This window comes from uncultured Aquimarina sp., from assembly GCF_947495315.1.
Lineage (GTDB): Bacteria > Bacteroidota > Bacteroidia > Flavobacteriales > Flavobacteriaceae > Aquimarina.
On record NZ_CANLYD010000001.1, the window covers coordinates 518,335 to 544,413 of the forward strand.

The 26,079-nt window shown below is 33.7% G+C and carries 20 protein-coding genes; 13 read left to right on the forward strand and 7 right to left on the reverse strand.

Annotated elements, in window-relative coordinates; all coding sequences use genetic code 11:
- Positions 1-39: 39 nt before the first annotated feature.
- The 5 genes from Q0910_RS02265 to Q0910_RS02285 all read right to left on the reverse strand — a co-directional run bounded on the left by Q0910_RS02265 (position 40) and on the right by Q0910_RS02285 (position 9,797).
- Entirely contained in the window at positions 40-1,590 is a 1,551-nt protein-coding gene (locus Q0910_RS02265; RefSeq protein WP_299212039.1) for an IPT/TIG domain-containing protein, read from the reverse strand.
- 18 nt (positions 1,591-1,608) lie between these two features.
- On the reverse strand, positions 1,609-4,026 hold the full coding sequence (locus Q0910_RS02270) for a polysaccharide lyase 6 family protein (RefSeq protein WP_299212043.1): 2,418 nt from the start codon (positions 4,024-4,026) through the stop codon (positions 1,609-1,611).
- On the reverse strand, positions 4,026-5,519 hold the full coding sequence (locus tag Q0910_RS02275) for a RagB/SusD family nutrient uptake outer membrane protein (protein ID WP_299212046.1): 1,494 nt from the start codon (positions 5,517-5,519) through the stop codon (positions 4,026-4,028). The genes Q0910_RS02270 and Q0910_RS02275 overlap by 1 nt, the downstream gene beginning before the upstream one ends.
- Before the next feature lie 87 nt (positions 5,520-5,606).
- Positions 5,607-8,756, reverse strand: coding sequence for a TonB-dependent receptor (locus tag Q0910_RS02280; RefSeq protein WP_299212049.1), 3,150 nt, complete (start codon positions 8,754-8,756; stop codon positions 5,607-5,609).
- Between the two features lie 327 nt (positions 8,757-9,083).
- On the reverse strand, positions 9,084-9,797 hold the full coding sequence (locus Q0910_RS02285; RefSeq protein ID WP_299212052.1) for a FadR/GntR family transcriptional regulator: 714 nt from the start codon (positions 9,795-9,797) through the stop codon (positions 9,084-9,086).
- Positions 9,798-10,661: 864 nt separating this feature from the next.
- Between Q0910_RS02285 and Q0910_RS02290 the strand changes: the two genes are divergently transcribed.
- The 13 genes from Q0910_RS02290 to Q0910_RS02350 all read left to right on the forward strand — a co-directional run bounded on the left by Q0910_RS02290 (position 10,662) and on the right by Q0910_RS02350 (position 24,112).
- On the forward strand, positions 10,662-11,303 hold the full coding sequence (locus tag Q0910_RS02290; RefSeq protein ID WP_299212055.1) for a GNAT family N-acetyltransferase: 642 nt from the start codon (positions 10,662-10,664) through the stop codon (positions 11,301-11,303).
- Positions 11,291-12,481, forward strand: coding sequence for an argininosuccinate synthase domain-containing protein (locus tag Q0910_RS02295; RefSeq protein WP_299212058.1), 1,191 nt, complete (start codon positions 11,291-11,293; stop codon positions 12,479-12,481). The genes Q0910_RS02290 and Q0910_RS02295 overlap by 13 nt, the downstream gene beginning before the upstream one ends.
- Positions 12,478-13,455 carry an N-acetyl-gamma-glutamyl-phosphate reductase gene (argC, locus tag Q0910_RS02300; protein ID WP_299212061.1) on the forward strand — a complete coding sequence of 326 codons (978 nt, stop codon included), beginning with the start codon at positions 12,478-12,480 and terminating at the stop codon, positions 13,453-13,455. The genes Q0910_RS02295 and argC overlap by 4 nt, the downstream gene beginning before the upstream one ends.
- 1 nt (position 13,456) lies before the next feature.
- Positions 13,457-14,251: a pyrroline-5-carboxylate reductase gene (proC, locus tag Q0910_RS02305; protein ID WP_299212064.1), complete on the forward strand. Its 795-nt coding sequence runs from the start codon at positions 13,457-13,459 to the stop codon at positions 14,249-14,251.
- A gap of 81 nt (positions 14,252-14,332) precedes the next feature.
- Positions 14,333-15,472 carry an aminotransferase class III-fold pyridoxal phosphate-dependent enzyme gene (locus Q0910_RS02310; RefSeq protein ID WP_299212067.1) on the forward strand — a complete coding sequence of 380 codons (1,140 nt, stop codon included), beginning with the start codon at positions 14,333-14,335 and terminating at the stop codon, positions 15,470-15,472.
- Between the two features lie 2 nt (positions 15,473-15,474).
- Positions 15,475-16,671: a glutamate-5-semialdehyde dehydrogenase gene (locus tag Q0910_RS02315; RefSeq protein WP_299212070.1), complete on the forward strand. Its 1,197-nt coding sequence runs from the start codon at positions 15,475-15,477 to the stop codon at positions 16,669-16,671.
- Positions 16,649-17,449 (forward strand): glutamate 5-kinase, encoded by an 801-nt coding sequence (gene proB, locus Q0910_RS02320; RefSeq protein ID WP_299212073.1) that lies wholly within the window; start codon positions 16,649-16,651, stop codon positions 17,447-17,449. The genes Q0910_RS02315 and proB overlap by 23 nt, the downstream gene beginning before the upstream one ends.
- Positions 17,450-17,536: 87 nt before the next feature.
- Positions 17,537-18,481 (forward strand): N-acetylornithine carbamoyltransferase, encoded by a 945-nt coding sequence (locus tag Q0910_RS02325; RefSeq protein ID WP_299212076.1) that lies wholly within the window; start codon positions 17,537-17,539, stop codon positions 18,479-18,481.
- A 120-nt stretch (positions 18,482-18,601) separates the two neighbouring features.
- Positions 18,602-19,387 carry an acetylglutamate kinase gene (argB, locus tag Q0910_RS02330; RefSeq protein ID WP_299212079.1) on the forward strand — a complete coding sequence of 262 codons (786 nt, stop codon included), beginning with the start codon at positions 18,602-18,604 and terminating at the stop codon, positions 19,385-19,387.
- Positions 19,388-19,466: 79 nt separating this feature from the next.
- On the forward strand, positions 19,467-20,651 hold the full coding sequence (locus Q0910_RS02335; RefSeq protein ID WP_299212082.1) for a M20 family metallo-hydrolase: 1,185 nt from the start codon (positions 19,467-19,469) through the stop codon (positions 20,649-20,651).
- A 114-nt stretch (positions 20,652-20,765) separates the two neighbouring features.
- A complete protein-coding gene (gene argH / locus Q0910_RS02340) occupies positions 20,766-22,043 on the forward strand; it encodes an argininosuccinate lyase (RefSeq protein WP_299212085.1) in 1,278 nt (425 codons plus the stop codon).
- 429 nt (positions 22,044-22,472) lie between these two features.
- Entirely contained in the window at positions 22,473-23,207 is a 735-nt protein-coding gene (locus tag Q0910_RS02345) for a hypothetical protein (RefSeq protein ID WP_299212088.1), read from the forward strand.
- A gap of 23 nt (positions 23,208-23,230) precedes the next feature.
- Positions 23,231-24,112, forward strand: coding sequence for a carbohydrate kinase (locus Q0910_RS02350; protein ID WP_299212091.1), 882 nt, complete (start codon positions 23,231-23,233; stop codon positions 24,110-24,112).
- On the opposite strand, the gene Q0910_RS02355 is transcribed toward Q0910_RS02350, so the two are convergent.
- Together Q0910_RS02355 and Q0910_RS02360 are read right to left on the reverse strand one after the other, a co-directional pair.
- Positions 24,113-24,919 carry a DUF1080 domain-containing protein gene (locus Q0910_RS02355; protein WP_299212095.1) on the reverse strand — a complete coding sequence of 269 codons (807 nt, stop codon included), beginning with the start codon at positions 24,917-24,919 and terminating at the stop codon, positions 24,113-24,115. It abuts the gene before it with no gap.
- 16 nt (positions 24,920-24,935) lie between these two features.
- Positions 24,936-25,988 (reverse strand): sugar phosphate isomerase/epimerase, encoded by a 1,053-nt coding sequence (locus Q0910_RS02360; RefSeq protein ID WP_299212098.1) that lies wholly within the window; start codon positions 25,986-25,988, stop codon positions 24,936-24,938.
- Positions 25,989-26,079: the final 91 nt, after the last annotated feature.

Genomic DNA, 26,079 nt, shown 5'->3' on the forward strand with positions numbered 1-26,079 from the left:
AGAAACTATTCTTCTTTTCTAGATATTGATTTTGTTATCTTAACCTTGATCTTTCCAGTTAGTTTGATCTGTAATTGAAGCTGCTGAGTAATCTACAGCTCCAAATTCTGTTAGTACGCGGTCTGTTACGATTATCCAGTCGTAATCAGCTGATCTAGGAATATTATCTGATGAACTACCAGCGGTAAGGCGTAAGTGGAATCTAGAAAAATCAGCTGCACTATCCATAAATCCATTAAGTCTTACAGCAACTAATACCCATTCTCCTCCTGTATCTAAAAGAGGACCGTTAGATTCTCTACGTTGAGCACTCGAAGTTCCTAAGTAAATTTTAGTTCTACAATTTGCGCCATTGATTCTTAACCAAAAATGTAATACAGGATTTCCTCCAAACCTACCAGCCGGATCTAATAAAGCTGCTGATTCTTCTCCCATTTCTTCGGTACCAAAATCATCACTAAAATCATAACAATATATAGATGCTAATGTACTAGTTGTAGCTTTGGGATAATCTAAGTGTAAATATCTACTTCCAAAAGACTCTGTCATTCCGGTAAATCTTGGTTGCTCTGCTTCTTCTTCTCCTAATGACAATACAACTTCGGTAGGATCCCCATTTTTATTATCTCTTACAGTTTCAAGAGCTTTGGTATCAAAATCGTAATATTCGTAATATGGCCCATTAATATATGGTATGTTAAATACAGTTTGGCGCATTTCAGTATCAGTTATAATAACTTCTGAGATACCTGTTGTTACTCCGGATGGAACCATAAAAGTCAATTCAGTTGGTGTTGTAGTAATTGTTGCTTCGATACCATCAATTGTTACAGATGTTGTAAAATTAATATTATCTCCAGTAATTGTTACCATATTATCTCTAGTCATTATTCTAGGTATGTTGTCTGGTTCTGGTGTTGGAATATTCACTAGAAAAGAAGGACTCAATTCTTGTGCAATTTCCCCACTATTACTATTGTAAGTTAAATTTACTGCAACAGGGGCTAAAGTTCCTGGATTTGGAACTGTGACTACTATTACACCATTTTCTTGAAAAGATATCACACCAGCAACTCCTCCAAACGTAACGCTCGATACTACACCAAGATTGGCGCCTTCTATAATTAATAGGTCGTTTGCTGTAGCTTCACTTGGTATTGCGCTTGTTACAGAGGGTACAGGATATGATACAGTTAAACTTTCTGTAGAGGTAGCCGTAAATTCTAAGTTTTCTGCACCTTGTCTACTTAAATCATTAATAAGTACAATTGGTCCTGAGACAACTGCAGGGTCAATTCTAAGTAAAATTTGAGTGTCACTAATCTTACTTTTAATTTCTGTAGGTATACCACCAATAGTTGCTCTATCCACGAATTGTAGAAACTCTCCTTCTACAAGTACTTCTTCAAGTATTTCTGCGCTTGATGGAGAAAAACTAGAGATTATCGGAGTAGCGGATTCAATTTCTTCTACAGTTTGATCCACTTCTATATCCGCATCACAAGATGAGGATATTACAAATATCAACATTAAACAGAAAACCAATAGCCCTGCTAAGATTCTCTTGAAAGATGCTTCGTAATTTTTCATAATTCTATGGTGTTAATTTTATTTTTTTGCTTCCCACTTCAATCCGATACGTTGCGTTTTAAGTAACGGCGATTTCTCACTTGGAATGAAATTGTTTTTATCTTCCCATTTTGGGTTTTTATACATTACATCTGTAGCAGATGCTCCTTTTGTTATTTTTACAGTACCGCAGTCAAAAATGACACAGTTACTAATACTATTTTTGTTTCCTTTTAGATTGACAGGATTCACAACTTTGTAGCTTTTTTCGAATACTGAGTTTTTGATGTCAACTGATACAATACCTTTATTTCTTATTACCGTACCTTTTTCTGTATTACCTATATTACTGAATACCGAATTGTCAATTATAAGTTTTCCTCCTAAAGTTGACTCATCAGTTCCACCTCGATAATAGTTCACAGCCCATTGATCGATATCCTTAAAAATTGTATTATCGATATGTACTACTTGAGCACTGTATTTTCCGTTATCATCTTTTTCTTCAGATAGATTAATACCTCTATAAGCATTTTCAATTCTGGAATTGACAATACTAACGGTATCAGCAAAGGTTCCTTTATAGGCTTTGTATATGCTGCCACCTTTTTTGTTTTTAAAGCCATGAATATGACAATTATCAATAAATACAGAATAAGCCTCAGATATACCTTTGTCAGGAGAGACAACCGCATATTTTATTGGAGTACTTAAGTCTCCTGATATTTCAAGGTTATTTAATCGTAAGGTATTACCTCTTTCAACTCTAAAGAAATAAGTCGGATTTTTTTCTAATCCTTCTTTTACTTTTAATAAAGGTTTTTTGTCTTTAGACTTTCCCTGAATAGTAACACTAGTCGAAACTTTTATTCCTTTTTCTAAAATATATTCTCCCGATTTTAAATTAAGGATACTACCAAAAGAAGCTTTTTTTAGTGCTTTTCGCAAAGTCCCTACACCTGGTTCTACTTCAATAATTTCGGGTTCTACTATTGTTTTCTGAGGTGCTACTTTAGAATCCCATGAAGTACCGCTTTTTAAAACAAGTGCCTTCGGAAGCTTATTATTTCCAAGATTATATGCTCCGGCAACAAAAGTGTCTCTCTTTGTTCCAGTGATGTCAAGTTTGGTCGGCTTACCTTCAGGTTTGGAATTTTTGATTAATTCCTCATTGATAGTTTTTGGAATGTAGAGAATATCATCTAAAGTATCCCAGTTCACTTTAACCTTTGCAAAACCTGATTGATTAAAACTTTTTTCAGAATCAAGAATATTCCCATAGAATTTAAAGCCATCTAATTTATCATGTACTGCTGCAATATCACCGTTTTTATCATTGAAAATTAGATTGTTAGCGAAAACTGTATTTATGGGTGCTAATGATCTTTCCTCATCTTTTCCTGCACAAAACTGAATTGGAGAACAATTAATAATAGTGTTATTCTGAATAGAAACATCTTTTACCTGATGGTACCTGTTGGCAGGACTATTAGGTACACCATTCATAACTACGATTGGACCTCTAAAGCCGTCACCAGTAAGATTCATCATCAAATTATTTCTCACAACATGACCTGCATTAATAATTCTAACACCTCCTGTATTGGGTTTTTGATTTCCAATAAAAACGTTGCTTTCTATTAAGCATTTATTCCCATGTCTTAAAGTCAATACACCTTCACTTTCTAAAAAAAGATTGTTACGATATACGTTATCACAAGATTTGTTAGAAATAATTTCTACTTCTCCATTACATTTTTCAAAAACATTATCTTCTACAATAGTTCTGGATGATAATAAGGAATTTTTACTCGTTCCAATTCTTATTGTTTCACCGCCATTAAACCCTAAAGGAGGTCTTTCTCCAAAATAATTATGATCAATTCTATGATTGTTATTGATGTGCTCTTCACCTTTTAGCCAAACGACTAGAGTAGTACCTGAGTTAGTCTTGCCGGCAAAATAGTTGTGATCTACTCTATTGTTCTTACCCCAAACACTTATCCATTTATAATCAGTTGCTTTGGAGTTTGGATTATAATAGGTAATAGCACAATCAGTTAATCTAGAATGAGTTGCGAATTCTTTAGAGTTTATTCTAAAGGAGATTACAGATTTACCTGAAGTATAGCCATTCTTAAACCATAAACCTTTAACTACGATATGAGTCCCAGCTATTTTTAAGCTAGAGTCTCCGGTAATGAATACTTTACCGGATTCTTCTGCTTCAATTATAATTGGCTTTCCTGAGTTCCCTTGACCTTTTACTACTAATTTTACATCCTTCCATTCTCCATTTTTTAGTATAATGCGATCGCCTGCTTTTACAGATTGTATAGCTGTATTGAATTCATCAATAGTAGCTACTTTAATCTCATTAGCAAAACCTATGCATCCAATAAAAAATAGTTGGATTGACACTATAATAGTAATGATATGTTGTTTGGTTTTAAACATTAATAACCTATGTTTTGAGCTAAGTTAGGGTTTAGATCGATTTCTCTTTGTGGTATCGGTAATAGTAACTGAAAATCAGAAATGGGACTTGCGTCAAGATCTGGATTATCAGGGTTGTTATATGCAAACTCGTTAACAAAGTGCTCATTTATTACTGTTAATGCTCTATTAGTTCTTAAAAGATCAAAGAATCTGTGATTTTCGAAAGCAAATTCCAAACGGCGTTCATTTTCTAAAGCAAGTCTAAAAGCAAAACTTGAACTTACGTCGGATTCAACTATAGCTGTTAGACCAGCTCGCACTCTTACTTTATTTAGTTCGATTAAAGCTTCTGGAATTCCTCGGGCATCTACATAAGCTTCAGAAAGCATTAATAGCACATCAGCAAATCGTGTAATAGGCCAATCTACATCTCCATCATCTAGTGCATTAAAATCTGAGTTATATTTTGTTACATGTTTATTAAAGATTTCAGTTCCATTGGTGGCTATGTAACTATCAGCCATAGATGAAAGTTTTCTTTGATCACCAGTTTCATAAAGATCAGATATATCTTCAGTTGGAACATTAAGTCCATCACCATTACCAAAAACTACATTACCATCACTTTGTAAAGGAGCAAAAAAGTTAGGGAAAGGAGATCCTAAACCAATAAGCCCTTGTTCATAGCGGACTGAAAAAATAACTTCATTGTTTAGTTCATTACCAGGTTCGAAAAGATCATCATAATTTGTTATAAGATCATTTATTCCTCTGTCTCTAACATATTCTAGCTGAGTGATTGCTGCTTCTAAATCTCTTGTAGGACTTGATAAATGAACTTTTCCTAATATGGTTCTAGCTGCAATTCCTGTTGCTCTCCCGAATTCTGAATCATCATATTCTTCAGGTAAAAGTGTTATTGCATCTTCTAAGTCTTGAATAATAAAAGGATATACTTCCGATTGAGGTCTACGAGATAATTGAAAGCCTTCTTCACCTATTAATACCCTATCAACAATTACAATACTTCCATATAATCGTGTTAAGTTAAAATGCATTAATGCTCTTAGGAATTTGGCCTCGCCTTCGTATTGATTTCTTAAGTCTTGATCCTCTGCAACATCTAGATTCGCAAGAATTCTATTTGCCAAAGCAATAGTTTTATAACAATTAGCGTAATATGCTTGATTTATGGAGTTATTAGTATCTACCGTTAAGCGATCTAATGTAAAACGAGGTGCATCTGATTCTGGAGATCTATCAGGGTTGGTAAATGTATTATCAGAACGAAGTTCTGTGATATTCCATTCTACAGACATTACATCATATAGTCCAGAATATGAAGCTATTACTCCTCTGTTTAATTCTTCTTGGTTTTGATAGAAGTTGTCATCCGATCTAAAGGAAATTACATCTTCTTCAAGATCACAGGACACCATTAGTAACGTCAAGGACAATGCATAAATATTAAAATTTATGAATCTGTTTGGAAGTTTAAAAATATGTTTCATTATGTATATTTTTTAATCAATATTTCAATATTATATTAATAGCCTTAGCCAATAATATGTATGAATTTGACAATAATTAATTACCATTTAGAATTTTATATCTAATCCAAGAGCAAGCTGACGTTGTACTGGCGTAACTCCTCTTTGATAGCCTCTGATTAAAACATTATTATCAACAGTAGTATTACCTTCTGGGTTGTTACCTAGATAATCATCTGCAGCTCTATACCATAAGTTTTGTCCCGAGAGGTAAACCCTCATTTTCTCTAAACCTATCCTATTTGCAGCAGTAGTAGGGATAGAGTATCCGAGTACCACTTCTCTTAAGGATATATAAGATGCATCTTGTACTGCATAATCTGTTTCTAACCATGGAACACCTATTCTAATTCCGGGTCTACTTGCAGGGATATTCTCGTTAAACCATTGATCTTCGGCATATGTTGTTCCGTAGCGGGCAACTTCATTATAGAAGGCTTCACCCCAAACTACTTCACCTCCTTGAGATCCTTGAAAAGAAAAGTTAAGATCTATATTTCCGTAGGTAAACGTATTAGTGAATCCCCAAATAAAATCAGGAAATGGATCACCAATGACAGTTCTGTCATCTTCGTTAATGATTCCATCACCATTAACATCTACTCTTTTGAGTCCTCCTACAGCATCTGTAATACCACTAGGGTTATTTGCTAAATCTTCTGCAGTTTGAAAAATACCATCTGTACGATATCCGTAGAACTGAATATACGGTTCTCCTACACGAGTAATATACTGATCCGTTCGTTCTCCATTATTAATTGATCTCTCAGAACCACCAAAGGAAATAAGCTTATTTTCATTAAAAGAGATATTAGCATTTCCTTGCCATTTCAGTTTACCTCTTCCAAGATTTGTAGATAAGTCAAATTCCCAACCAGAATTCTGAACTTTTCCAATATTGTTCCACTGTTCGTCAAAACCAGTTGAATTAGAAATTTGTTGTCTTAATAAAAGTTTTTCTGATAATTTATAGTAGTAATCTACTGTAAGGTTTACAGCACCATTGAAAAACCCCAGATCAATACCATTGTTAAATTCTGTATTCGTTTCCCAGGTTATATCTGGATTTCCTTGTAAAAAGTCAACTTCACCTTGTCCTGTGGTAACGTTACCAGTGTTTCCTAAACTATAGTTACTGAAATCTACTATGGTTGGTGCTAAGAAGTCAAATAGAGCAGGAGCAGACCCACTAATACCCCAACTAGATCTTAACTTCAGGTTATTTACTGTGTTACCAATACTGTTTTTCCAAAAGTTTTCATTAGCTACATTCCAACCGATTGAAACAGATGGGAAAACTCCGTATTTATTGTTTTTTCCGAACTTATTAAAGCCATCCGCCCTTCCTGCTAGCGAAATTAAATAACGATCTCTATAGGCATAATTAATTCTTGCTAAATAAGACGATAATATGGTCTCATCTTTTAGGGTAAATGTGTTATCTAGATCTATAATAGTTCCTCCGTTAAGAGTTGTGATGGTTTCATCATCAAAGTTGGTTATTCTAAGGTTGCTAAGACGCTCTGATGTATTCTCGTAGGTAATACCGAATAACAATCCAAGATCATGTCCATTAAAATCTCTATTATAAGTTAATGTATTCTCATTAATATATTTAACAGTAAGTTGATCTGCTAAAATTCCTTCAGTTTCTCCATCTCGATCACCATCGGATCCGAAAAATTCTTCTCCAGTACGATATCTTACGTAACCACCTAATGAAGATCTTAATGTAAGTCCTTTAGCAATTTTCCATTTAACAGAACCATTAGCTAATAATCTATATTCAAAACGATTACGTCTACTAGACTCTTGTCTAGAGATAGGATTAAAGTTCGATGAAGACCATAGATTTTCTATATTCCCAGTGTTTTCCGTTTGACCGGTTACAGGGTCTATATAGTCAAAATTAAGATTTCTAAAATGTAATGCGTGCGCATAACTTCCTACAGGTTGTCCCGTTAAATCAGAAGTATATTGATTATGTCTAACAGGAATCCAAGTTTCATATCTTCCAGTATCCGTGAAATTGATAGAAGATCTTCTGGTAAGTGTATAAGAAGGGTTAATTTTTAAATCAAAACTTAAGTTATCTGATAATTTAGATTTAAGTCTTGCAGATAGATTTAATCTTTCTAAATCGTTATCTTTTCTAAGGCCTTCATCATAAATATAATTTGCAGATATCAAGTAGTTAGTTCTAGTTCCTCCTCCATACACATTTAGCTGATAATTATCAATTCTAGCGGGGTTTCTTAATGCTTCATCCTGCCAGTTAGTAGGCCCACCAATATTCTGTGCGATAGTTCTTTTTCCTATTTGCACATTATCATAGTTTATAAAGTTAGGTTCTCTATTTTCTTGCTGAGCATTAAAGTTTTCTACTAATTGATCTCTATTTCTATCTAAGTCAGAGAATTGAATTGCATCTAAGATGTCAATACTTCTTGCAGCTTGTTTGAAACCAGATAATGATTTAAACTCAAACGAAGTTTTTTCAGATTTTCCTTGTTTAGTAGTTACGAGGATAACACCATTAGCACCTCTGGATCCATATATTGCGGTAGAACTCGCATCTTTTAAAACTTCTATGGATTCTATCGTACTAGGATTAATGAACTGAAGACCATCATCAAAAGGAAATCCATCTACTACAACCAATGGTGCTGAACTAAGGCTAATAGAACCAATACCTCTTACTATTATTTCAGGTTCGTCACCCACGTTACCACTGGTGTTTCTGATTTGAACTCCGGCAATTTTACCTTTGATACTATTGGATACGTCGGAGTAAGGTAGTTCATCAAGGTTTTTGTTTTCTAATTTGGATACAGAAGCTGTTAAACTAGATTTTTTCTGAACCCCATAACCAATAACTACGACCTGTTCAAGTACAGAAGCTTCTTCTTCCAGAGCCACATCAATTTTTGTTTGATTGTCAATAGATATAGTTATTGTTTTCTTTCCAGTAAAAGAAAATGAAACTACATCTCCTTTCTTTACTTTAAGCTGGTATAATCCATCAAAATCTGTGGTCGTCCCAGCATTTGACCCCAATATCAGTACATTAACACCTGGTATTGGAATTCCGTCTTCTTGGGAAGTAACAGTTCCTTCTAACGTTATGCCATCTTGAGCAAGCACTGTACAATGATATAGAACAATCATTAGGATTGTTATAATCTTTTTTAAATACATAAGTAATTATTTTTTTGTTTTAGAATGCTTTAGTTTAAATAACTAATAGGTTCATTTTCGATTTAAAAGCAAAACTTGATTTTAATAATTACTTATTTTCAAACAAAGCCTCAAAAAAACAATAAATCGAAGTGCGTTTATGTATTTTTCTTATCTTTGTTATAATCTATCTATAAGCAATTATAGTCTAAATTTTACTTGTTAAACTAAGTAAATTTTCGAAAATCAAGGGATTAGTGTGGTAGCTGTCCCTTTTTTTTGTTTCTTTTTTTGTTACATATTCGATTGGTATTAGAATTATTTCCCTTGGTTTTTTATTAATTACTCTTAATCATAACAAAATTTATATAAATCTTTAAAGTGTTCTTCTAGTTTTGCAACTGCTCTATCCGGATCTTTGTCGATTATAGCGTCAATTATAGATTGATGTTCTTTTATTAATAAATGATTTTCATCTTTATTACACACTTTGTTAGCAACAAAACGAGTAATAATTTCTGGTGTGATTACTAACATTAATGAATTGATGACACTGTTACCACTAGCTTCCGATAGTTTAAGATGGAACATTAGATCTTCCTCTACAGCATTTAAACCGTTTATTGCTTTTTCACTATAGGCTTCGTGTGCAGCTTGTATTTGACGTAGATGCTCATCTGATCTCCTTGTTGCTGCTAATCTTACAGCATTTGTTTCCAGTATTAATCTGGTTTCTACTAAAGATTTAAAATCAGGCTCCTGTAATTGTAAAATATCGGTCATCATTCCATTAAGTGCAGTTACACCTATATTTGATACTCTTGTCCCACTTTGGGGATATTTTTTAACCAATCCATAAAATTCTAACCTTTGTATAGCCTGACGCAATTGATTACGACTTACTCCTAGCTTTTCAGCCAGAATTCTTTCAGCTGGAAGCTTATCACCAGGTTCAAGTTGCTTAGAAACAATTAATTCCCTAATTTTAGAGATAATTATTTCTTCGGAACCCTTTTTTGGATTGGATATAACATCCATTTCCTTTTCTATTTTAATATTCATATACTGGGTTTGATTTTAACTGGTTGACCAATCTGGTTAACCAAAAGTATTGTTTTTTTTTATTTTCACAAAATTTATATGTTAAAAAGATTAAGAAAGTTCAAAAAAGTCATATTTTTTTAATCAAATACGTATTCTAAATCCTTTTCGTATTGTGAAAAGTATACGTAAGACGTATACTTTTAATGATCAATACCATATTTTATTATATTAATGATATTGTTTCTTTTTTTACCTAATCATTCCTTTTTACCGTTAAAAATAACAAAAAATGTTCTTCTATATTGGTTATTTAAATGGAAGGTAATTAGTAAAATGTAATTTTTCATGTCATTTTCTTAGGGTTTTTCTGAAATTTTGGTTTAGTTTTTACGAAAATGATAATTATGTAATATTGTTGGTTTTTAATTTCTATGTAGAGGCTTTTTTTATGTAATTTTGTACTATCTAGTTAACGAAAGGGGCTACGGCCGACGATTTAGAGTTACTATTATGAAAACGGCAAATTTTATTTTTATAGAAGTTAAAGTTCAGTTCTTGAACGGATCAGTTGATACCAATATATCTACACGCCGCTTTCGTCGCCCCTTGGGGGTCTAAAATCATTCTGAAGTAGGTGCGTCCTGCTTCCCCTAGAAAATATTCCTTTTTCGATTTAGTAAGTATTCTTTTAGTTGATACCATGTATATCTGTATATAATCATAGATACTGAACTTTACTAAACTCGAATCTTTCCAGGAATTTTACCATTTTAAATTTTAAGTAGTTACACTTTTTAATAACGGTGAATCAATGACTCATTATTATTAAAAGTAAAAATAACGAATTACATCTGACCTGTATAGGGTAATAGAAAAGAACAGATGAAAGATATAGAAATCATAATCGCTACAAGAGATCATCTTACATATGCTCGGGAAATATGTAATGTTATATCAGACTCTGCAAAAGTTAGAGGGACTGGTATAGCTAAACGTACTCCAGAGTATATAAAAACCAAGATTAGAAATGGAAATGCAATTATAGCTTTATGTCAAGGTAAGTTTGCTGGCTTCTGTTATATAGAAGTTTGGGGACATGAAAAATATGTAGCGCATTCTGGTCTTATTGTACATCCGGATTACAGGAATCAAGGATTAGCAAAGAAAATTAAAGAGTTCACGTTTAATTATTCTTTGCAAAAGTATCCTCTTTCTAAGGTTTTTGGAATTACAACTGGATTAGCTGTAATGAAGATAAATTCAGACTTAGGGTATAAACCGGTTACTTTTTCGGAACTAACTGACGATCCCAAATTTTGGGCGGGCTGTAAAACCTGTACTAATTATGATATTCTGACTACTAAAGATCATAAAATGTGTCTTTGTACTGGAATGTTGTACGATCCAGCTAATGGAGTAAGAAAAAAAGAAAAGTGGTACAACAAAAAAGTACTAAAAAGATTAAAAAAAATAAAACAAACAATGCTTACAAGCAATAAACAATTGTTGTTATGGAAAAAGTAGTAGTAGCATATAGTGGAGGTTTAGATACATCCTACTGCGTAAAATATCTTATTCACGAAAAAAAACTTGAGGTTCATACGATATTGGTAAATACCGGTGGTTTTTCTGATGAAGAATTAGAACATACGGAAAAAAGAGCTTACGAGTTAGGAAGCACTTCTCATGTGAATAAAACAATATTAAATGAGTTTTATGAAAAAGCAATTAAATATTTGATTTTTGGTAATGTTCTAAAGAATAATACATATCCATTGTCAGTGAGTGCGGAAAGGATTTTTCAGGCGATTGAAGTTATTAATTATGCGAAGAAAGTAGGAGCAAAATATATAGCACACGGAAGCACTGGTGCAGGAAATGATCAGATTAGATTTGATGTGATTTTTCAGACGTTGGCTCCCGAAATTGAAATTATTACTCCGATAAGAGATTTAAAATTATCTCGACAAGCAGAAGTTGAGTTTCTCAAAAAACACGGAGTGGATTACAGTTGGGAAAAAGCTCAATATTCTATTAATAAAGGAATTTGGGGAACTAGTGTAGGAGGAAAAGAGACGTTAACATCTCATAATTCTTTGCCAGAAGATGCATATCCAAGCCAACTTCAAAAAGAGAAAGAAGAAACCATCACACTGAATTTTGAAAAAGGAGAATTAGTAGGTTTAGATGGGATCAAGGATACTCCTGTGAAAAATATTCAGAAACTGGAAGAACTAGCAAGTGCCTTTGCTATCGGTAGAGATATTCATGTCGGCGATACCATTATAGGAATAAAAGGAAGAGTGGGATTTGAGGCCGCAGCTCCATTAGTAATTATAAAAGCGCATCATTTATTAGAAAAACATGTATTAACCAAGTGGCAACAATATTGGAAAGAGCAATTAGCAAATTGGTATGGTATGTTATTACACGAAGGTAATTATCTGGATCCCGTGATGAGAAATATCGAGGTATTTCTAGACGACTCTCAGAAGTCAGTGACAGGTGATGTTATAGTAAAGTTGAAACCATATCATTTTAATTTGGTAGGAATCGAATCAGAATTTGATATGATGAAATCAGATTTTGGTCAATATGGCGAAATGAACAATTCATGGACCTCGGATGACGCTAAAGGCTTTATCAAAATCTACGGGAATGCAAACAAAATATATCATAATGTAAATCCAAGCGAATCATGATAAAAGTTGGAATTATAGGAGGATCGGGATATACAGCTGGAGAATTACTAAGATTATTAGTTAACCATCCGCAGGTAGCGTTGGATTTTGTATACAGCACTACGAATGCTGGTGTTTCGATTAGTAAACAACATGTAGATTTAATAGGAGATATAGATCTTTCGTTTACGGATACTATTAATCCTGATGTGGATGTTTTATTTCTATGTCTTGGACATGGTAGATCAAAAACGTTTTTGGAAACACATACTTTTTCTGATGATACCAAGATCATAGACTTGGGTAACGATTTCAGATTAGAAAATGATCAAAATTTCTTGGAAAGAGATTTTGTCTATGGCTTACCTGAATTACAAAAAGAAAAGATTCAATCAGCTCAGAATATTGCGAATCCTGGATGTTTTGCTACTGCAATCCAGTTAGGATTATTGCCGTTGGCTTCAGCAGGAAAGTTAATTGATTCAATTCATGTGAATGCTACAACCGGAAGTACTGGAGCAGGAGTAATGCCAGGCGGCACTACACATTTTAGTTGGAGAGATAACAACTTTTCTAGCTATAAAGTGTTTACGCATCAACATCTTGGTGAGATCAATCAGAGTATTCAGCAATTACAGAATGATTTTGATACTCCTATTTTCTTTATACCTAATAGAGGTAATTTTAGTAAAGGTATTTATGCTACAATGTATACTAAATATGATGGATCAGAAAAGGAGGCAAAAGAGTTGTACAGTTCTTTCTATAAAGATGCAAAATTTACAGTAGTATCTGATTCAGCAATTCACCTTAAACAAGTAGTAAATACAAATAAATGTATTCTCCATATCAGTAAAGAGAACGGAATGTTATTAATCACTTCAGTGATCGATAATTTAATTAAAGGAGCTTCCGGTCAAGCTATTCACAATATGAACTTGATGTTTGGAATAGAAGAAAAAACAGGATTAGAATTAAAAGCAAGCGCATTTTAAGATGAATAAAATAACAATTATAGGAGGAGGTAACTTAGGGAAATCTATAATATCTGGATTGGCTGATAGTGATCTATTTGAAGCAAAAAATATTACTGTAGTAGATAAATCCAAATACAACTTAAAAGAAGTAGAAGAAAATTTGGGAGTATCCACTTCTCAAAATATCATAACATCCATAAAAGATGTGAAATGGGTAATTCTATGCGTACAACCAAGACAATTAGATGCGGTTTTGCAAGAGATTAAAGACGTGGTAACACATGATCAGATATTAATTTCTACGGTTACAGGAACTTCTATCTCAGAAATTAATGAAGTAGTGCCTGATAATAAAGTCGTACGGGTAATGCCTAATACCGGAGCTGCAAAAAAACTGTCTATGACTTGTATAGCAGCTAATGATGATGTAAAAGAGGAGCTGTCAACAGTAGAAAAAATGTTCGATACTATAGGAGAAACTTTAATAATCGAAGAAAGATTGATGCAAGCAGCTACTGTTTTGGGAGCTAGTGGAATAGCTTTCTTTTTGAGATTTCTTAGAGCTATGATACAAGGTGGAATTCAAATGGGGTTTCATCCTCATGAAGCTCAGATTATTGCCGTACAAACAGCTATTGGTGCAGCAACCCTAGTAGCAGAAAATGGAACGCATCCTGAACGTGAAATTGATAAAGTAACCACACCACAAGGATGTACGATTGAAGGATTAAATGAAATGGAACATCAAGGATTAAGTTCCTCTGTCATAAAAGGAGTGATGGCTTCTTATGAAAAAATTAATACGATTAAGTAAGAGTTAAAGAGTTAAGAAAATAGAGCATAGACTTTTTATCTATTTTCTCTTCTCTTTATTCTCTGTTCTAAAAAGAAAAATATGAAATTATTTGATGTATATCCGCTATATGACGTAGAGCCAGTGAACGCTTATGATAGCATTGTGGTCGGTAAAGATGGGATTGAATATTTAGATTTATATGGAGGTCATGCAGTGATATCGGTTGGCCATGGACATCCACATTATGTAAAAAGAGTAAAAGAACAAATAGAAAAAATTGGATTTTATTCTAATGCCGTTCAAAATAGTTTACAATCCGAATTAGCGGATAAATTAGGTAAACTATCTGGGTACAATGAATACCAGTTGTTTTTATGTAATTCTGGAGCAGAAGCAAATGAAAATGCACTAAAACTAGCTTCTTTTTATACCGGTAAATCCAGAGTTGTAGCATTTCATAATGGATTCCACGGCAGAACTTCGGCAGCAGTTGCAGCTACAGATAATGCTAAGATTAATTCGCCCTTGAATATGCAGCAAAATGTCACCTTTTTACCATTAAATAATTTGGATTTAGTTGACACTGAATTAAAAAAAGGTGATGTATGTGCTGTAATCATTGAACCAATTCAGGGAGTTGGAGGATTAGATGAAGGAACGACAGAGTTTTTTAAAGGGTTAGAAAAACTGTGTAAAGAAAGTAATGTAGTATTAATTCTAGATGAAGTACAAGCTGGATTTGGGAGAACAGGAAAATTCTTTGCACACCAATATCACGGGATTACACCAGATATCATTTCTATTGCTAAAGGTATGGGTAATGGTTTCCCAATAGGAGGTATTATGATTGCACCACACATTGAACCTAGTTATGGAATGCTGGGTACAACCTTTGGAGGAAATCACTTGGCTTGTGTAGCAGCTTTATCGGTTTTAGAAATATTGGAAATGGAGAATTTGATTGATAATGCAAAACTAACAGGAGATTATTTTATATCCGAAGCGATTCGACTTCCTGGAGTAAAGAAAGTGAAAGGAAAGGGATTGATGCTAGGATTAGAATTTGATTTTGAAGTAAGTGACCTTCGGAAGAAACTAATTTATGATGAACATATTTTTACTGGAGGTGCTATGAACAAAAAGTTGCTACGAATACTTCCTCCATTGACAATAGGTAAATCTGAAATAGACCAGTTCATTAAGGCATTACAAAAAGTTTTAGTACCAGAAAAGATATAAATATGAGCATTATATTAGATATATCACAAAGAAATTCAGTATTGCAAAAGATGGCAGTACTGGTAGATCAACATAGAGATACCATAATTACCGCAAACTTAAAAGATCTTGAATCTTATTCAGGAGAAGATGTGGCGATGCGTGATCGATTAAAAGTAGATCAAAGTAAAATTGAAACGATGATTGCAGCACTTACGCAGTTAGGCAATCAAGAAGACCCAATAGGAGTGGAGCGTTTTAGATTTACGCATGATAACGGTATGCAGGTATATAATAAGACTGCTCCTTTCGGTACTGTATTAATTATTTATGAATCAAGACCAGATGTAACCATAGAAGCAGCCGGAATCGCATTCAAATCCGGGAATAAGATTTTGTTAAAAGGAGGCAAAGAGTCTTTACATTCTAATCTGGAAATTGTAAAACTTTGGCATCAAGCATTTGAGGAAAATAATATCTCATCGCATTGGGTAGAATATTTGAATTATAATAGAACAGAGACTCAGGTATTTTTAGAAAAACCAACTCAAAATGTTGACCTCATAGTTCCAAGAGGAGGAGAAAAATTAATAGCATTTGTAAAACAACATGCTACTTGCCCGGTAATAGTGAGCGGAAGAGGTAACAATTTTGTTTATGTGCATAATGAAGCAGATAGAGCTTTGGCTTTAGATAATATTATCAATGGCAAAACAGACAAAATTTCTGCTTGTAATGCCGTAGATAAAGTTTTAATAGATAAAAATCTTCCTAATAAAGAAGATTTTGTAAGAAATCTTATCACTACGCTCAAAAATTTTAATGTAGAAATATTAGGTGATGCTTCATTGTCTAAATATGTAGATGTAAATCCTATTTCTGATAATGATATATGGCAAGAAGAATTTTTAGATTATAAGATTGTCATCGGAGAAACAGAAAATGCTCCGGAAGCAATTTCGAGAATAAACAAATATAGTGGAGGACATTCTGCGGCTATTATCACCAGGAATCAAAAGGAGGCAGAGGCTTTTATGTCATCCGTAGATTGTGCAGCGGTATATCATAATGCATCCACAAGATTTACAGATGGTTTTCAGTTAGGATTAGGAGGAGAACTAGCAATAAGTACAGATAAATTGCACCAAAGAGGCCCAATAGGGTTGCAGCATCTGGTTACGAATAAATGGTATATACATGGAGATGGACAGATCAGATAAAAAGAGAATCATACTCAAGATAGGATCTAATGTTTTGACAAAAGGAACAGATCATATCTCCAGAGGTAAGATAGAAGATATTGGCAGGCAAATAGTTGCCTTGCAAGATAGATATGAATTCGTAATTGTCAGTTCAGGAGCTATTGCAGTGGCAAAGCAATTCGTAAACTTGGAGAGTAATGGAAAAGAAATTAATGTAAAACAAGCGTTGGCATCTATAGGACAACCTCATTTGATGAGAATTTTTCAGGAGAGTTTTAGAGATTTAGGTTTACTAACATCCCAATGTTTGTTGTCATATTCTGATTTTGAAAGGGAACAATCCAAAAAGAATATTGTAAACACAATTAACGTATTAGTCGCTAATAACTATATCCCAATTATTAATGAAAATGACACAGTCGCTACCGATGAAATTCAATTTGGTGATAATGATAAGTTAGCCGCTTTAACAGCTAGTTTGTTAGAAGCTGATTTATTAGTGATTGCTACGAATACTAATGGTATTTGTACTAAAGAATCAGTTAAAAATAATACATATCATACAATTGATAAAGTGGACGATATAGCATCATTGACAGACGAAATTGTTTCATCTATTTCGACACACGGAACAGGTGGGATGAAATCTAAAATACAGGCGGCAAGCATTGCGCAAAATGCAGCTATAGAAACCTGGATTGTAAACGGTTTGAATGATGGTTTTATGGTAAAAGCAATTGATAAGAAGATTCCTTTTACCAAAATAAATAGTAAGTGTTCCTTCTCCATTGAGTGAGAAGGTTAGGATGAGGGTTTATTATAAAGTGCCTCACCTTAATCCTCTCCCCAAGGAGAGGAAGTAAGATTAATAAGAATAACAAATATGAATAATTACTTTTCAATACAAGATATCGATTCACTTGATAATTGGGTGAATGAAGCGATTGAGATGAAGAAACAGCCTTTGTCTGATAAAACATTAGGGGCCGATAAGACTATTGGTTTATTGTTTTTTAATCCTAGTCTACGTACTCGGTTAAGCACACAAAAAGCTGCTTTAAACCTTGGGATGAATGTAATTGTAATGAACTTTACCGGAGAAGGTTGGTCTTTAGAATATGGAGATGGAACAGTGATGGATCAGGGTAATTCAGAACATGTAAAAGAAGCAGCCCAAGTAGTTTCTCAGTATTGTGATGTGTTGGCAATCAGAGCTTTCGCAAAATTAGAAAATAGAGAAGAAGATTATCAAGAAAAGGTACTTAAGAACTTTATCCAGTATGCTACGATTCCTGTAATTAATATGGAAAGCGCTACAGGACACCCGCTACAGGCGTTAACAGATGCCATTACAATAGCAGAATATAAACCAATACATAAACCAAAGATTGTACTATCATGGGCACCGCATCCAAAAGCCTTACCACAGGCAGTCGCAAATTCTTTTGTAGAGATGATGCAGCGTATGGACGCAGATTTTGTAATTACCCACCCTGTGGGATTTGAGTTAGCCAGTCAGATTACTAATGAGGTGCCCATAGAGTACAATCAAGAAAAAGCTTTTAAGGATGCAGATTTTGTATATGTGAAGAATTGGAGTTCTTATACCGACTATGGAAAGTCATCTCAAGATCAGAGCTGGAAAATTACAGAAGAGAAAATGAAATTAACTAATGATGCAAAGTTTATGCATTGTTTACCTGTAAGAAGAAATGTTGTTATAGATGATGCAGTTATTGATAGTGATAACTCGATTGTAATCGAACAGGCAAATAATAGAACCTATGCTGCTCAATTGGTGCTAAAGAAGATATTAGAAAAAAACTAAGAGATGAAAAAGAAAAAATTATTGGTAGCTAAGATTGGTGAGGGCAGAACGTTAAGAAAATGTCCAGTGGACATTTTTAGTGAATGAGCCAGTTGGCGGGTTGGCAAAATAAATTTGAAGATGGAAACAAAACAAAAATTATTAGTAGCAAAGATTGGCGGTAATATTATAGAAGATGAAAGCGCCTTAGATTCTTTTCTAAAAGATTTCTCTAAAGTTGAAGGTCCAAAAATCTTGGTTCACGGTGGCGGAAAATCTGCTACTAAACTAGCTTCAAGATTGGGAGTGAAAACCGAAATGATAGACGGAAGAAGAATAACTTCTGCAGAGAATCTGGATATCGTAGTAATGACTTACGCTGGATTGATAAATAAAACGATTGTTTCTGGCTTGCAAAAACATCATTGTAATGCATTGGGATTAACGGGAGCTGATGGTAATGTGATCTTGGCAGATAAAAGACCGGTTCAATTTGTGGATTATGGATATGTAGGAGATGTGACTAGCGTAAATGGTAAAACCATCAAAGGTTTTTTAGAATTAGGGATAACTCCTGTTTTTTGCGCGGTAACACATGATGCTAATGGTCAATTGTTTAATACCAATGCAGATACGATTGCTTCAGAAATTGCTTCCGCAATGGGAACATATTATGATGTTTCACTCTTTTATTGTTTTGAGTTAAAAGGGGTACTGGAAAATATAGCAGATAAAGATTCTGTAATTGAGCATATAAATTTAGAAAAGTATTCAGAATTAAGAGATGCAGAAGTAATCGCAGATGGAATGTTACCGAAATTAAAGAATTGCTTTGATGCGCTACAGAAAGATGTGAGTAAAGTGCATATTGCTAATGCCGATTTTATTAGAGATAATACTATAAAACATACGACTTTGAGTCTGTGAGTACGGTAGTAGTGAGTCAGTGAGTCAAAAAGTTGAGATTGATTAAGAGTATCAATAAGTGAGTTTTAAAAAATAAAAAATGGAAGAGATAGATAATAATAAGTTTAATACCCTAAAGAATAATGGTAGTGATCGGATACTTGATGACTCAGTCTCTCCATTACTGCCAAACTCAATTACTGCCAAACTCAATTACTCAGATACTAAACAACTAACCGAAAGGGCTATTGAGCTTTTGCATACATTGATAGAAACCCAATCTTTTTCTTCAGAAGAGAAGGGAACCGCAAAGTTGATTGAAAACTGGTTCAATCAATACGATATTCCTTTTGAAAGAGAAAACAATAATATTTGGGCGTACAATAAATATTTTGATGAAAAGAAACCCACAATTTTATTAAACTCTCATCACGATACTGTAAAACCTAATGGTAATTATACGAATGATCCTTTTAAAGCATTTGTAGAAGATGGCAAATTGTATGGATTAGGAAGTAACGATGCTGGAGGATGTTTAGTTTCCTTAATTGCAACATTTACCTATTTCTACAATAGAGAAGATCTGAGCTATAATTTTGTAATAGCAGCATCCGCAGAAGAAGAGAGTAGTGGTCCATTAGGATTAAAAAGTATTCTGAAATACTTAAAAAATGTTGAATTTGCGGTTGTTGGAGAACCAACGTTGATGCAATTAGCGATTGCAGAAAAAGGATTGTTGGTACTGGATGTGTCTGTAAAAGGAACAGCTAGTCATGCTGCACATCCTAATGAGGATAACGCTATTTATAATACATTAGAAGTAATTGAATGGTTTAAGAATTATAAATTCGAAAAAAGCTCTGAAACTTTAGGAGATGTTAAAATGACAGTTACTCAAATCAATGCTGGTAACCAGCATAATGTAGTGCCTTCTCATTGTAATTTAGTAATTGATATTAGGGTAAATGATAAGTATAAAAATGAGGAAGTTTTAGAAATAGTAAAACAGGCTATGCCCAAGAATGTTGAGGTAAAACCGAGATCATTACATTTAGGATCCTCATCGATACCAAAGGACCACGCTATTGTGAAATCAGGGGTTGCATTAGGAAGAACAACCTATGGTTCGCCTACACTATCAGATCAATCAGTATTGAGTTGTCCCTCATTAAAATTGGGACCAGGAGACTCTACCAGATCACATTCTGCAGATGAATTTATATATGTAGATGAAATCAAAGAAGGGGTAGCATTATATATTAAAATTTTAGAAGGAATAGTTTAAAATCTAAAATGAAAAACGAAAAGTGGAAAATAAAAAAAGTCTTGAATACACATAATGTAACTTTAAGTAGTAACTACTTAATACTTAATTCTAACTACTTAATACTAAATAATTATGAAACTTTGGGATAAAGGATTACCAACGGACCAAAAGATAGATATGTTTACTGTCGGTAATGACAGACAGCTAGATTTGGTCATTGCAAAATACGATGTACAGGCAACCTTAGCTCACGCTAAAATGCTGCATAAGATAGATGTACTCTCGGATAAAGATATTTCTGAAATAGAAATTGAATTAGATGTATTAGCAAAACAAATAGAAGAAGGAACTTTTATGATTGAAGATCAGTTTGAAGATGTACATTCTAAAATAGAATTTGAGCTCACCAAAAAGATAGGAGATGCCGGAAAGCGAATTCACACCGCTAGATCTAGAAATGATCAAGTTTTGGTGGCAATGCACTTATATCTAAAAGATGAATTGGTAAATATCAAATCTCAGGTTAAAGAATTGTCTGAAAATTTATTAAACTCCGCAGAAAAATATAAAGAAGTTTTATTACCTGGATATACGCACCTTCAGATTGCGATGCCCTCTTCATTTGGATTATGGTTTTCTGCATATGCAGAGAGTTTTGTGGATGATTTACACTTTGTAAATGCTGCACTAAAAGTTGTAGATCAAAATCCATTAGGAAGTGCTGCTGGATACGGAAGTTCATTTCCCATTGATAGAGAATTTACTACGAAAGAACTAGGTTTTGAAACACTAAAATATAATGTGGTAGCTGCACAAATGAGCAGAGGAAAATCAGAAAAGTCTACCGCTTTTGCAATGAGTAGTGTAGCAGGAACACTTTCTAAACTAGCTATGGATGTTTGTCTATATATGAGTCAGAATTTCGATTTTATGAGTATTCCCTCAGAGTTAACTACAGGTTCTAGTATTATGCCACATAAAAAGAACCCTGATGTGTTTGAACTTATAAGAGGAAAATGTAATAAAGTTCAAGCATTGCCTTATGAATTAAGTTTATTGACTAATAATCTACCAAGTGGTTACCATAGAGATTTACAATTGCTTAAAGAAGGAATTGTGCCGGCAATTCAAGATCTAAAAGCATGTTTAGAAATGGCAATCTACGCGTTAAAAAGTATTACGGTAAATGAGACTATTTTAGAAGATTCTAAATATGATTACCTATTTAGTGTAGATACATTAAATGAACTAGTAATGAAAGGGATGTCTTTTAGAGATGCGTATGTGAAAATTGGACTAGATATCGAAAACGGAAATTATAAACCAGAGAAGAACACAAAACATAGTCATATCGGGAGTATCAATAATCTATCTCTTGATAAAATTAGGGAAAAGTTGAATTCAGTTTGAAAAACAATATCATTTTGTCATTCTAGCGCAGGCTAGAATCCATTTTGAATAAAGAATTATAAAGTATATAAGATAAGTTGAAGCAGTTAATTGAGTGTAAGTTGAATGAAGCCGATTTTTAAAAGCGAAGCGAATTAAAAAGAGATAGCTGAATTCAATCCCGAACTTGTCTGACGATAGGCAGGCTAGTTTCGGGATCTTGATAGCTGTAAATAAGAATTTGGAGATAAGTTGAAGCTGTTAATTGAGTGTAAGTTGAGTTAGTTTAATTTTTTTGGCTTCAACCTAGACCCTCATCGGAGTAGTTAACCGGTGAGGGTTGTTTTTTTAGTATTCTGTTTTTCAATTTTCAATTTTCAATTTTTAATTGTAAGCCATTACCCATTATTAATGTTAAATATGTTATATTGAATTAGTAAAATTATTAAGGTGAAGCATATTACAATCTGTTCTATTTGTACTAATAAGAGTAAAGAAGGATATAAACCAGTTTATGCGGTTGGAGAAATAGATTCAAATTTAATGGCTGTATGTACCTGTTCTAAAGGTCATAAAACCCTAACGGTATTAATGGGTGACTTATTTGATGTATTATACACTTCCGCCATGTATGCATTTATTAGAGGATGTTATTCTGAAAGTGTTATGAGTTTTACAGCTTCTTTAGAAAGAACTTATGAATTCTTCTTAAAAGTAATTATGATTAAAGAAGGGATTTCTATGGAAACTATTGATGAATTCTGGAAAGAATTAAAAAATCAATCTGAAAGACAGTATGGTGCTTTTTGCTGTCAATACGTAAAAATAACAGATAGACCTTGGAGAATTGATTCAAATAAGGTTAAATTTAGAAATAGTGTAATTCATAAGGGACATATTGCTACAAGAGAAGAAGTAATTGATTATGCTGATTATACAACTCAATTGCAAATGAAAATTTTAGGAATATTGAAATTTGACTTTTATGAAGAATATGGAAAGTTATATTTTCATGAAAAGAAAAGGACTTTGTCAGCAAGAAAAAAGATTTTCGAAGAGAATGAAAATATTCAATTTAACCAGAGTTCACATCTATCACTTTTCAGATGGAATGATCATGATGTTAAGAATGTTACTTTTGAAGAAGCTTTAAAAATGATGAAACAATTTGATATAGGTTGGTAAGATTTAGCAATAAATAAGGACAGATGAAAATAACTTGTTTTGGAGAAGTACTTTGGGATATATTTCCGCATCACAAAAAAATTGGTGGGGCCCCACTTAATGTTGCTTTACGATTAAAAACAATGGGGATCGATTCTTCTATTATCACTAGAGTTGGAGTGGATGATTTAGGGCATGATATTATCACATATATTGATAAACAAGGGTTGTCTTCAGAAACAATACAAAAGGATTATCAACATCATACAGGAGAGGTGTTAGTGACCTTGGATAACGAAGGAACTGCTTCCTATGAAATTAGTCGGCCGGTTGCTTGGGATTTTATCAATAGTTCGAAGGAGGCTCTTGCAGATGTAAAAGCATCGGATGCAATAATTTTTGGTAGTTTGGCTGCCAGGAATGATATTTCCAGAAAGACTTTATTCGAATTACTTGATGAAGCGAAATTCAAGATTTTGGATGTAAACCTTCGTCCACCACATTACGATTCAGAATTGCTTTCTGAATTAATGAAAAGAGCAAATTTTATTAAGTTAAACGATGAAGAACTTGATGAGATCTGCAATCATTTTAGCATTAAAGAAACTACACTGCATGAGCAGATAAAAGCAATAGCAAATCATACAGATACGGATCAAATTTGTGTTACCAAAGGGGGAAAAGGTGCCACATTATTTTATGAAGGGTCTTTGTGTCATAATAATGGATACAAGATTGAAGTAGTGGATACGGTAGGAGCTGGAGATTCTTTTTTGGCAACTTTAATTTCTAAGTTACTACAGGACAGTGAACCCCAATTAGCCTTAGATTTTGCTTGTGCGATAGGAGCTATGGTGGCAGGAAGTTCAGGAGCAAATCCTACTTTTACCGATGATGAGATTACAAAATTTATTTCTAATCAATAATTAATCTAATTCTCTAACCCAAATATTTCTGTAATGTACTGGATTACTATGATCTTGTAATTTGATCGGTCCTTTACCGTGTGGTTCGTTTTTAGGAGGGCCAATATATTCTGTACTTCCCAGAATTTCTACGTGATCTTGTACAAGTACTCCATTATGAATCACTGTAAAAGATCCTGATTTGGTTTTTTTACCATCAGTATCAAATTCAGGTGCGTGAAAGATAATATCATAAGTTTGCCATTGATCGTTTGGTTTTGTGGCATTCACTAGTGGAATATGTTGTTTGTATATTGAAGTAGCTTGACCGTTAGCGTACGTGCGATTTTGATAACTATCTAGAATTTGTACCTCATATTTATTCTGAAAGAAAACTCCGCTATTTCCTCTACCTTGTCCTTCTCCTTTAACTAGGTCTGGAGCTTTCCATTCTAAATGTAATTGGACACTTCCAAAATTATTTTTGGTCTGTATATCACCAGTTCCTGGTTTTACAGTCATGGTTTTATCAGAGTTGATAGTCCAAGCAGCCGCTGTGGAATCTTTGGTTGAGATCCATTGGTTTAAGCTGGTTCCATTAAAAAGTTGTATGGCATCTGAAGGCACATTCATATCATTAAAAGAAATCGCTTTAGGTTCTGGGTCCCATACTTCCGTTTCTTTAGGATCTGTAATTTCCTTTTCAGGAGTTGGAGCTAACTCCTCTTTTTGAGTGTCGTCAACTGTTGTATTGGTCATTTCCTTTTTTTGTTCATTACAAGAAAAGATAATGTTTAGCGCAAAAAACAGGTATAATAATTTTTTCATCGTGGTGTTTTGTTGGTTATAGTCCTAGTATTTTTTTAAGTTGTTCTTTATCAATTTCTGCTCCGGCAAAATCATCAAAAGCTTTTTGTGTAGCCTCTATGATATGTTTTTGGATAAAAGGCGCACCTTCACTGGCACCTTGTTCTGGTGATTTGATACAACACTCCCATTCCATCACAGCCCATACATCGCAATCATATTGGGTGAGCTTAGAAAAAATCGATTTAAAGTCAATCTGTCCATCTCCTAAAGAACGATAACGCCCCGCACGATCTATCCAATCACTATACCCACCAAAAGCTCCTTTTTTTCCGGTAGGATTAAACTCAGAGTCTTTTACATGAAATGCTTTAATAAATTCGTGATAGTGATCTATATATTCTAGATAATCCAGTTGCTGCAATACAAAATGGCTTGGGTCGTATAAGATATTAACTCGTTTATGATTTCCGGTAGCCTTTAGAAAGCGTTCAAAAGTTACACCATCGTGCAAATCTTCACCGGGATGAATTTCATAACAAACATCTACGCCTTGTTCATCAAAATGATTAAGGATAGGTAACCATCGTTTTGCTAATTCTTCAAACCCCATCTCTACTAATCCAGCAGGCCGCTGTGGCCAAGGATGCATGGTATGCCATAGCAATGCTCCGGAGAATGTACCGTGAGCTCTGATTCCTAATCGATTACTAGCTGTTGCTGCATTTTTAACCTGAGTAATAGCCCATTCAGTGCGTTTTTTAGGATTATTTTTACAATCATCGGGTGCAAAATTATCAAACATTAAATCATATGCGGGATGTACTGCCACTAATTGCCCTTGAAGATGTGAGGATAATTCTGTGATTTCTAAACCATAATCAGTGATTTTACCTTTCAGTTCATCACAATAGGTTTGACTTTCTGTAGCTTTATCTAGATCTATTAATCTGGTTTCCCAAGTTGGGATTTGTATACCTTTATATCCAAGATCTGAAGCCCATTTGCATAACCCATCCAAGGAATTAAAAGGAGCTTTGTCATCCATAAACTGAGCTAGAAATACTGCGGGGCCTTTTATCGTTTTCATGTAATTATAGTTTTTGAGTTTTTGAGTGATTAGAGTTTTTAGAGTGCCTTGAATTCTAATAAAGATAAGAACTCAAATACTCAACTCTCCA